This window comes from Polaromonas sp. (assembly GCF_030682935.1).
Classification (GTDB): domain Bacteria; phylum Pseudomonadota; class Gammaproteobacteria; order Burkholderiales; family Burkholderiaceae_C; genus Polaromonas.
Map to the genome: position 1 here is coordinate 1 of NZ_JAUXNA010000306.1, position 9,413 is coordinate 9,413.

The 9,413-nt window shown below is 59.8% G+C and carries 8 protein-coding genes; 6 read left to right on the top strand and 2 right to left on the bottom strand.

What is annotated here, in order from left to right:
* The 4 genes from Q8K05_RS14080 to Q8K05_RS14095 form a co-directional block, all read left to right on the top strand.
* Positions 1-1,388: toprim domain-containing protein (locus Q8K05_RS14080; RefSeq protein WP_305247265.1), on the top strand; the 1,388-nt coding region annotated here is incomplete at its 5' end.
* Entirely contained in the window at positions 1,388-2,230 is an 843-nt protein-coding gene (locus Q8K05_RS14085; protein WP_370868862.1) for a lytic transglycosylase domain-containing protein, read from the top strand. The genes Q8K05_RS14080 and Q8K05_RS14085, both read left to right, overlap by 1 nt.
* Positions 2,231-2,265: 35 nt before the next feature.
* On the top strand, positions 2,266-4,629 hold the full coding sequence (gene parC, locus Q8K05_RS14090) for a DNA topoisomerase IV subunit A (protein WP_305247266.1): 2,364 nt from the start codon (positions 2,266-2,268) through the stop codon (positions 4,627-4,629).
* A 144-nt stretch (positions 4,630-4,773) separates the two neighbouring features.
* The gene (locus tag Q8K05_RS14095; protein WP_305247267.1) at positions 4,774-5,907 is read left to right on the top strand and encodes a hypothetical protein; all 1,134 of its coding nucleotides are present in this window, start codon (positions 4,774-4,776) and stop codon (positions 5,905-5,907) included.
* Between the two features lie 25 nt (positions 5,908-5,932).
* Here Q8K05_RS14095 and Q8K05_RS14100 read toward each other — a convergent pair whose 3' ends face one another.
* Together Q8K05_RS14100 and Q8K05_RS14105 are read right to left on the bottom strand one after the other, a co-directional pair.
* Entirely contained in the window at positions 5,933-6,403 is a 471-nt protein-coding gene (locus Q8K05_RS14100) for a RidA family protein (RefSeq protein WP_305247268.1), read from the bottom strand.
* Positions 6,404-6,796: 393 nt separating this feature from the next.
* Positions 6,797-7,270, bottom strand: coding sequence for a helix-turn-helix domain-containing protein (locus tag Q8K05_RS14105; protein WP_305247269.1), 474 nt, complete (start codon positions 7,268-7,270; stop codon positions 6,797-6,799).
* Positions 7,271-7,767: 497 nt separating this feature from the next.
* Between Q8K05_RS14105 and Q8K05_RS14110 the strand changes: the two genes are divergently transcribed.
* Both Q8K05_RS14110 and Q8K05_RS14115 read left to right on the top strand, forming a co-directional pair.
* Complete coding sequence (locus tag Q8K05_RS14110) at positions 7,768-8,259, top strand: chemotaxis protein CheW (protein ID WP_305247270.1); 492 nt, start codon at positions 7,768-7,770, stop codon at positions 8,257-8,259.
* Between the two features lie 77 nt (positions 8,260-8,336).
* Positions 8,337-9,413: MCP four helix bundle domain-containing protein (locus tag Q8K05_RS14115; RefSeq protein WP_305247271.1), on the top strand; the 1,077-nt coding region annotated here is incomplete at its 3' end.

Here is a 9,413-nt window from a genome sequence, read left to right on the forward strand (position 1 = left end):
TGCTGCGCAGCAAGGCGGTGCTGATGCCCGGCGTCAGTGTCACGCTGACGACCGAGAAAACCAAAGAAACACAAACCTGGCTCTACAAGGGCGGCCTGCGCGACTACCTGATGCAGACGCTGACCGGCGACCCGGTGATTCCGCTGTTTGAAGGAGAAGGCTTTGCCGATGCCTCGCACGACAGTTTTGCCGAAGGCGAGGGCGCCAGCTGGTGCGTGGCCTTTACCGAGTTTGGCCAGCCGGTGCGCGAAAGTTATGTCAACCTGATTCCGACCAGCGCCGGCGGCACGCACGAAAGCGGGCTGCGTGACGGTCTGTTTACGGCCGTCAAGAGCTTCATCGAGCTGCATTCGCTGCTGCCCAAGGGCGTCAAGCTCTTGCCCGAAGATGTGTTCGCCCGCGCCAGCTACGTGCTCTCAGCCAAGGTGCTGGACCCGCAGTTTCAGGGCCAGATCAAGGAGCGCCTGAATTCGCGCGATGCGGTGCGGCTGGTCTCCAGCTATGTGCGCCCGGCGCTGGAGTTGTGGCTGAACCAGCATGTCGAGTACGGCAGAAAGTTGGCTGAACTGGCCATCAAGGCCGCGCAAACCCGCCAGAAGGCAGGCCAGAAAGTTGAAAAACGCAAGGGCTCGGGCGTTGCCGTGCTGCCGGGCAAGCTGACCGACTGCGAAAGCAAGGACCTGGCGCACAACGAGGTGTTTCTGGTCGAAGGCGACTCGGCCGGCGGCAGCGCCAAGATGGGCCGGGACAAGGAAAGCCAGGCGATTTTGCCCTTGCGGGGCAAGGTGCTCAACACCTGGGAAGTGGACCGCGACCGCCTGTTCGCCAACACCGAGATTCACGATATTTCAGTGGCCATCGGGGTAGACCCGCACGGCCCGAACGACACGCCGGATTTAAGTGGTTTGCGCTACGGCAAGGTCTGCATTCTGAGCGATGCCGACGTGGACGGCTCGCACATCCAGGTGCTGCTGCTGACCCTGTTTTTCCGCCACTTTCCCAAACTGATCGAAACGGGTCACGTCTTTGTCGCCAGGCCGCCATTGTTTCGTGTGGATGCGCCGGCACGGGGCAAAAAGCCCGCGTCCAAGGTCTATGCCCTTGATGAAGGTGAATTGAACGCCATATTGGATAAATTGCGCAAGGATGGTGTCCGTGAAAATGCCTGGAGCATCAGCCGCTTCAAGGGCCTGGGCGAAATGAGTGCCGAACAACTGTGGGACACCACGCTCAACCCCGACACCCGCCGGCTGTTGCCCGTGCAGCTGGGCAACCAGGATTTCCTTCAAACCGAGAGCCTGATCACCAAGCTGATGGGAAAAGGTGAAGCGGCGGCGCGCCGCGAACTGATGGAGTTGCACGGCGATGCCGTAGAAATCGATATTTGATGAATTCTTGCGCCAAGTTGTTTTCGTTGTTGACACGGCCAACTTTGGGCTGGGTTGCCCGCTGGCGCGCGCTGGGTTTGCCCTTGCTGGTCATGGTGCTCGCGGCTTTGCAGGCCTCGCCTGCCCGTGCCGATGTCTGGGGCTATGTCAACGCGCAGGGTACGGCGCACTTTTCGGCAACCCAGCTGGACGAGCGCTACGAACTGTTTTTTCGCGGGGGCGAGAGCTTCAATGCAGGCAATACTGGAGCAGCGGCGGGCGCGGTGGGGGCACCGCCCAAATTGCTGGCCTTTTTTGATGTATCGCCCAACTACAAGGCGGTCAAGTATTTGCTGCGCGAAGCTTCCGTGACGCACGGAATTGACTACGAACTGCTGCAGGCCCTGATCGCCACCGAGTCCGGGTTCGACACCCACGCCGTTTCACCGAAGGGCGCCGTCGGCCTGATGCAACTGATCCCGCCGACGGCAGAGCGTTATGGCGTCCAGGCCGACAAGACTTCCCCGATCCAGAAAAAGCTGACAGACCCCACCACCAACATCAGGGCAGGGTCCAGGTATTTAAGTTACCTGATCAAGTTGTTCCCTGGCCAGCTTGAGCTGGCCATTGCGGCTTATAACGCCGGTGAAGGCGCCGTGCAGCGGGCGGGCAACAAGATACCGAATTACCCGGAAACCAAAAATTACGTCAAAACCGTGATGCAGCTCTACAACCATCTGAAGCCGCCCGGCACGATGGCCGCTTCGGGAAGGGTGCGCATGGAAATGATGGGCGGCACCCGTGGTCGCAGCAACATGGTGCCGTCCACTGCCATGCCTGCGCTCAAGTCCGAGCGGGATTGACGGCTCCACCTTTATAAATTCACCCAAGCAAATTCATGACGGATCTTTTTACGCCGGACGCCCCGGTCCCAGCCCCAACCCCTGAGCCCGCCGATCAGGATTCGCTCGCCGCCTACGCGCAGCGCGCCTACCTTGAATACGCGCTGAGCGTGGTCAAGGGCAGGGCGCTGCCCGACGTGTGCGACGGCCAAAAGCCGGTGCAGCGGCGCATTTTGTACAGCATGGCGCGCATGGGCCTGGGCTTTGGCGGTGCCAATAACGCGACCGGTGCCCGGCCGGTCAAAAGCGCCCGCGTGGTGGGCGACGTGCTGGGCCGCTTTCATCCGCACGGCGACCAGGCGGCCTACGACGCACTGGTGCGCATGGCGCAGGACTTTTCGCAGCGTTACCCGCTGATTGATGGACAGGGCAACTTTGGCAGCCGTGACGGCGACGGCGCGGCGGCCATGCGCTACACCGAGGCGCGGCTGGCCCGCATCACCAGCCTGCTGATGGAAGAGATTGACGAGGGCACGGTCGATTTCATCCCCAACTACGACGGCTCGACCGAAGAGCCGCGCCAACTGCCGGCACGCCTGCCGTTTACGCTGCTCAATGGCGCCAGCGGCATTGCCGTGGGACTGGCCACTGAAATCCCGAGCCACAACCTGCGCGAGGTGGCCGACGCCTGTGTCGCCCTGATCAAAACACCCCAGCTCAGCGACGAGGACCTGTACACCCTGATTGCCGGGCCCGACTACCCGGGCGGCGGACAAATCATCTCGAACGCGCAGGAGATTGCTTCGGCCTACAGCACCGGACGGGGCTCGCTCAAGGTGCGCGCGCGCTGGAAGATTGAAGACCTGGCACGCGGCCAGTGGCGGCTGGTGGTGCAGGAGTTGCCGCCCGGTGTCAGCACCCAGCGGGTGCTCGAAGAGATTGAAGAGCTGACCAATCCGAAAATCAAGACCGGCAAAAAGGCGCTGAGCCAGGACCAGGTGCAACTCAAGCAGACCGTGCTGTCGGTGCTGGATCTGGTGCGTGACGAATCCAGCAAGGATGCCGCCGTGCGCCTGGTGTTTGAGCCCAAGACCAGCAAGATCGGGCAGCAAGAGCTCATCAATACCCTGCTGGCCCACACCAGCCTGGAGAGCTCCTCGTCCATCAACCTGACCATGGTGGGGCTGGACGGCAAGCCGACGCAAAAGTCCTTGCGGCAAATGCTCACGGAGTGGATCGCGTTTCGCCAGACCACGGTGCAGCGGCGCTCGCAGCACCGCCTGGACAAGGTGCTGGACCGCATTCATATTCTGGAAGGGCGGCATCTGGTCCTGCTCAATATCGATGAAGTGATTGCCATCATTCGCCAGGCCGACGAGCCCAAAGCCGCATTGATCGCGCGCTTTCAGCTCAGCGACCGGCAGGCTGAAGACATCCTGGAAATTCGCCTGCGCCAGCTGGCGCGGCTGGAAGCCATCAAGATCGAGCAGGAGCTCAAAACCCTGCGCGAAGAGCAGGGCAGGCTCGAGGAAATCCTGGGCAGCCCGACGGCGCTGCGCCGGCTGCTGATCAAGGAAATCGAAACCGACGCCAAGCAGTTTGCCGACCCGCGCCGCACCCTGATCCAGGCCGAAAAAAAGGCGGTACTCGACGTCAAGGTGCTGGACGAACCGGTCACGGTCGTGGTCAGCAGCAAGGGCTGGGTCCGTGCCCGAGGCGGACACGGCCACGACGCCGCAAGCTTTGCCTTCAAGGCCGGCGACGGGCTGTACGGCACGTTTGAATGCCGCACGGTGGACATGCTGCTGGCGTTTGGCAGCAACGGCCGGGTGTATTCGGTGCCGGTGGCCGCGCTGCCCGGTGCGCGCGGCGACGGCCAGCCCGTCACCACGCTGATCGAGCTGGAATCGGGCACCCAGTTGCTGCACTACTTTGCCGGACCTCCTTCGGCCATGCTGCTGCTGTCCAGCTCGGGCGGCTGCGGCTTTCTGGCCACGGTGGAAAGCATGGTGTCGCGCAACAAGAGCGGCAAGGCCTTCCTTGGCTTGGGCGAGGGCGAAACCATTTGCCGCCCCTCGCATGCACAGGGCAGCACCGGCGCCCAGCCCCTGCCGCCCGCCACGCATGTCGCCTGCGCTTCCGCCGGCGGCCGAATCCTGACGTTCGAGATCAGCGAGCTCAAGCAGATGGACAAGGGTGGCCGCGGCCTGGTGCTGATCGACCTGGACGCCAAAGACACCCTGGCCGGCGCTGCCGCCTATACCCGCAGCGTGAAGATTGAAGGCATTGGACGCGGCGGCAAAGTGCGTGATGAAACACTGGAAATCCGCAGCCTGAACAATGCCAGGGCCGCGCGCGCGCGCAAGGGCAAGGCGGCGGACCTGGGCTTTAAACCCACGGCGATCACCCGGGTTGAGTGATAAAAAGTGGCTCTGGCCCAATAATATTGGGCGGTAATAGCTACTATTTTTATAGCGGATAAACCGGGCTGTTACCCCTGCAGTCCGGAAATATACCCTCTGGCAGGGCGCTTGTTGTAAAGTTTGCCGACCGATAACAACCTGATGGGGGATGCCATGACAACCCGGCAAAGCACCGCACTTGCTGCGGCATTCCTGTGGGTAGCGCTTGCACTGGGCGCCTGTGGCGGGGGCAGCAGCGGCACGGGCACCGCTGCGAGCAGCCTCTACACCGCGTCCTGCTCAGACGGCAGCACCCGCTCCAGCGCCGTGAGTGTGGCTGACGCGCAGGTCCAGTGCCCCGCGTCAGCCCCGCCCGCCAGCTTCACCGCGATTGTCTCAAGCCCGCAGCCTTCGACCCACCCCCCTGGCTCCGAGCAGAAGGCGGCATTTGATCTGCTGAACCAGGAGCGTCTGGCCTGCGGCTTTGGCACGCTGGCCCAAAACGCCGCCCTGGACACCGCGGCCATGAACCACGCGATGTACCAGTTCATCAACAATGTGAGCAGCCACGACGAGGACAGAGACCTCTATCCTGCGGGGTTCACAGGCAACAACGTGCTCGACCGCGTGTGGTATGCGGGCTATGGCACGCCGGCCACGGTCCAGCAGGCGTCTGAGGATTTTGCCGAAGGTTTTCGTGCCTTGGCCACGGCGTCTACCGCGGGTGACGGGACTTTTTTTACCCGTGCTCTTTTGTCCGCGCCGGTCCACTTGGCCAGCATGATGTCCGATGCTGACGCGGCTGGAACTGCCTTTGTCGACTCGGGCACCATTGCAAGCTACCCGTTCGGGGGACGCCGGAGCATGGTGTTGTTCAACTTTGGATTCAAAGCCAGGCAGTCGCTGGACAGTGCCGGGGTGGTCACCTACCCCTGCCAGGGCAGCACCGGCATCGTGTGGAAGATCAGCAATGAAATTCCGGGCCCGATTCCAGGACGCGATTTGTCGGTTAACCCGATTGGTCCGGGCATTGTCGTCAAAGTCGCCGCCAATCGTGTGCTTGCCATCAACGCCGCCTCGATTGTCAACACCGGCACCAGCGAGGCCACTTCAACGTATATTTTGAACACCGCCAATGACCCCAGCGGCGGCGTCGTGGCGCCCAATCTGGCGGTGGTGATTCCCCTGGCACCACTGGCTGCCAACACCACCTACCAGGTCAATGTCAGTGGAACCAACAGCGGTGTGCCCTTTACCCGGAGTTTCACGTTCATGACCGGGAGCACCGCAAGCTGAGGCCTGGCCTGTGCACTTGGCCTGCTTAGGCGACTTCAACAATCAGCTCGATTTCCACGCAGGCGCCCATCGGAATTTGCGCCACACCAAAGGCGCTGCGGGCATGTTTGCCCGCGTCGCCAAACACCTCACCCAGCAACTCGCTGCAGCCGTTGGTCACCAGGTGCTGCTCGGTGAAGTCGCCGGTGGAGTTGACCAGGCTCATGACTTTGACGATGCGCTTGATGTTGTTGAGGTCGCCCACGGCGGCATGCAGCGTGCCCATCAGGTCAATCGCGATGAGGCGGGCGGCGGCTTTGCCTTCTTCAGTGGTCACGTTTTTGCCGAGTTGGCCGACAACGACCTGGCCGTCTTTTTTGGCCAGGTGGCCGCTCAGAAACACCAGCTTGCCGGTCTGCACGAAGGGCAGGTAAGCGGCTGCTGGCATGGCCACTTCGGGCAGGGTGATGTTCAGTGCCTTGAGTTTGTCGTAGATGTTGTGCGGGGTCTGGGTCATGGCGATCTCCTGAAACGGAATTTCAAGTGCAGTTTGATGGTAAAAAGTGCCTACAGCCATTGATGAGCGGGTGCAAGTAGCTATAAAAAAAGTAGCAAATTCGGGTAGGATAGCTGCAAGATTCTAGCGCGGCGAAGAGGACTACTGGTGTCCGCTAAAAACTCAAACTACATCAATTGGGCAAAAACCGTCTTGCCAAGATTCGTGAGCAATCCCCAAAGTTGTTAACTCAAGAAAACCACCTAAAAATGAAGCCTCTAAATTCAAATTGTCACCAAAAAAAATCGCCCGCAAATCCGCACCGTTATTGGCTCTGCCTCGCGGTAGGGCTGCGTTGACCGGACGCTACCGGGCTTTTATTTTTACCTTTTTTCTCAGTTTGGATATGACGACTCACGCTGTTTTTTGGTGGGGAATGGAATCACGTTCCCCTTGAGTAGAGAGGGACTGGGCAGCGTGCTGCGTCGCCATGAATCGAAGGTAAAGAATAGCCTGCTCGCGGCCTGCTGGTGACATTTTTCTCATCAGCATATTGGCCTCGCTCAAAACTGGATCAACGAAGTCGCGGCGCCATTGTGACTGTTGCGCGGTACTACTGGGCGGCGTTTGTCCATCGGCCCCTTGTGTTTGCATGTAGCCATTAGCAAACGGAACGCTGTCGCGATCGGGGCCGCGTAGCAGCCAGTCGACTGTCACGTTTAGGGCGTCGGCGATTATTTCTATGCGGCTGCCACCGGTGCCGCCAGCTCGATTCTCAAGATTGCCGATTGCCGACTGGTTTTTATAGCCAACGCGCTTTGCCAAGGCGTCGCCACTTAGTCCAAGTGCTTCTCGGGCCTGCCTAATGCGCTCACCGATTGTTTTCATGATTATTCTATTGAACACAAAAAGTGTGAACACGTGGTGTTGATTTATAAACACGATTCGTGTTATTGTTCGTTATGCAAATTACAACTTCACCCCCCACACGGATGGGGCGGAGCGTTTGGTAAACGGGCGCAGCGTCTTGGTGAAATTGCTGGGCGTTACTACTGCTGCCATTGGTAACTGGAAAACGCGGGGCCGTTTGAGCCGTGCATGCCCATCGCGCGGGCCACCAGTGGCGCAGTCCCCGCTCTACTCAGCTCCCTCGACGCCAGCAGTCCCAGGTAGGTCGGGTTAGCGCAGCGTAACCCGACAGGGTACTGTCACAACCGCCGATGTCGGGTTACGCCTGCTGCTAACCCGACCTACGCGAGAGTAGAAGACCTGAGTAGTTATCTTTCCGATAACCAAATTACGCATAGCCGTCAACGGCATTGCTTTTCAGGTCCATGGTGTGGCGCGTGATCATGCGTGTCACCACAAAAATAAAAGGAGTACACATGCACGCAACAACAAGCAACCCCAACCCAGCCGCCGCCAAGGCGCTGGAGTTTCTGGCCTTCACGCTGGGCCAGGAAGAGTACGGCATTGATATCCAGAAGGTGCAGGAGCTGCGCGGTTACGACACCGTCACCCGCATTGCCAATGCGCCCGAGCACATCAAGGGCGTGGTCAACCTGCGCGGCATCATCGTGCCGATCATCGACATGCGGATCAAGTTCAATCTGGGAACGCCGACTTACGACCAGTTCACGGTGGTGATCATCCTCAACATGGCCAGCCGCGTCATGGGCATGGTGGTGGACAGCGTATCGGACGTGATCACCTTGAGCCCCGAGCAGATCAAGCCTGCGCCAGAGATGGGCTCGGTGCTGGACACCGACTACCTGATCGGACTGGGCACGCTCGATGAACGCATGCTGATTCTGGTGGATATCGACAAACTCATGACCAGCGCCGAGATGGGGCTGGTCGAAAAACTGGCGGCGTGAAAAGCGCCTGTCCAACGAGTCATCGGACTCATCACATCGATTGCAATATCGATTCGAATTTAAATCAGGAGATAAAAATGTTCAAGAACATGAAAATAGGTATGCGTTTGAGTTTGGGTTTCGGCCTTGTGCTGTTGATGCTGGTTGCCGTGATTCTCATCGGCATCACGCGCATGTCGGAAATCAACGACCGGCTGGATGGCATCGTTAACGACAATAACGTGAAGATGGACTTATCGCAAGAGATGCGCGGTGCCATCCGCAACATCGGCACCGCCGTTCGCAACGTAGTGCTGCTGGAAGATGCAGCCGACATGCAAACCGAGGTGAAGCGCATCGCGGAGCAACGCAAGAAATACGACGATGCGGAAGCGACCCTCACCAAGTTGATTACGAAAGAGAAAGGCAAAGTCATTCTTGCCAAGATCAAGGAAGGCGAGGCAGTCACTTCCCCGGTCATCGACAAGGTCGTGAAACTCGGCCTTGCTAACGACACCAAGAATGCAACCGATGTCATGCTGAAGGAAGTTAGGGAGCCACAGCGGAAATGGCTGGACTCACTGGATGAGATGAAGGACTTCCAGGAAGCCGTCAATAAGCAGGATGCCGAGGCGGCCGCACAAACTTACAGCGCGGCGCTCAGCCTGATGTTGATCGTCGGCGGTATTGCCGTACTGCTCGGCGCTGGCATTGCCTTCTGGCTCACACGCGGGGTGCTCAAACAACTGGGCGGCGAACCAGATTACGCCGCAGCGATTGCGGGAAAAATTGCGGCAGGTGACCTTGCCGTGGCAATTGACACCAAACCAAACGATCAGACGAGCTTGTTGGTTGCGATGAAAGCGATGCGCGACAACCTGGCAAAGATTGTCGGCGAAGTCCGCACCGGCACCGACACCATCGCCACCGCAACGGGCCAGATCGCAGCGGGCAACCAGGACCTGTCGTCCCGCACCGAAGAGCAGGCCAGCTCGCTCGAAGAAACGGCAGCGTCGATGGAAGAGCTGACTTCCACCGTCAAACAAAACGCCGACAACGCCCGCCAGGCCAACCAGCTGGCCGTGTCTGCCTCCAGCGTCGCCGTACGCGGCGGCAGCGTCGTGGCGCAAGTGGTCGGCACCATGGGCGCGATCAACGCCTCGTCGAGAAAGATC

What these genes read in the sequence shown, in the direction of transcription:
- Q8K05_RS14100 (WP_305247268.1), bottom strand. Translation starts at nt 6,403, where the DNA reads ATGACCCAGACCCCGCACAACATCTACGACAAACTCAAGGCACTGAAC.
- parC (WP_305247266.1), top strand. Translation starts at nt 2,266, where the DNA reads ATGACGGATCTTTTTACGCCGGACGCCCCGGTCCCAGCCCCAACCCCT.
- Q8K05_RS14085 (WP_370868862.1), top strand. Translation starts at nt 1,388, where the DNA reads ATGAATTCTTGCGCCAAGTTGTTTTCGTTGTTGACACGGCCAACTTTG.
- Q8K05_RS14105 (WP_305247269.1), bottom strand. Translation starts at nt 7,270, where the DNA reads ATGAAAACAATCGGTGAGCGCATTAGGCAGGCCCGAGAAGCACTTGGA.
- Q8K05_RS14095 (WP_305247267.1), top strand. Translation starts at nt 4,774, where the DNA reads ATGGGGGATGCCATGACAACCCGGCAAAGCACCGCACTTGCTGCGGCA.
- Q8K05_RS14110 (WP_305247270.1), top strand. Translation starts at nt 7,768, where the DNA reads ATGCACGCAACAACAAGCAACCCCAACCCAGCCGCCGCCAAGGCGCTG.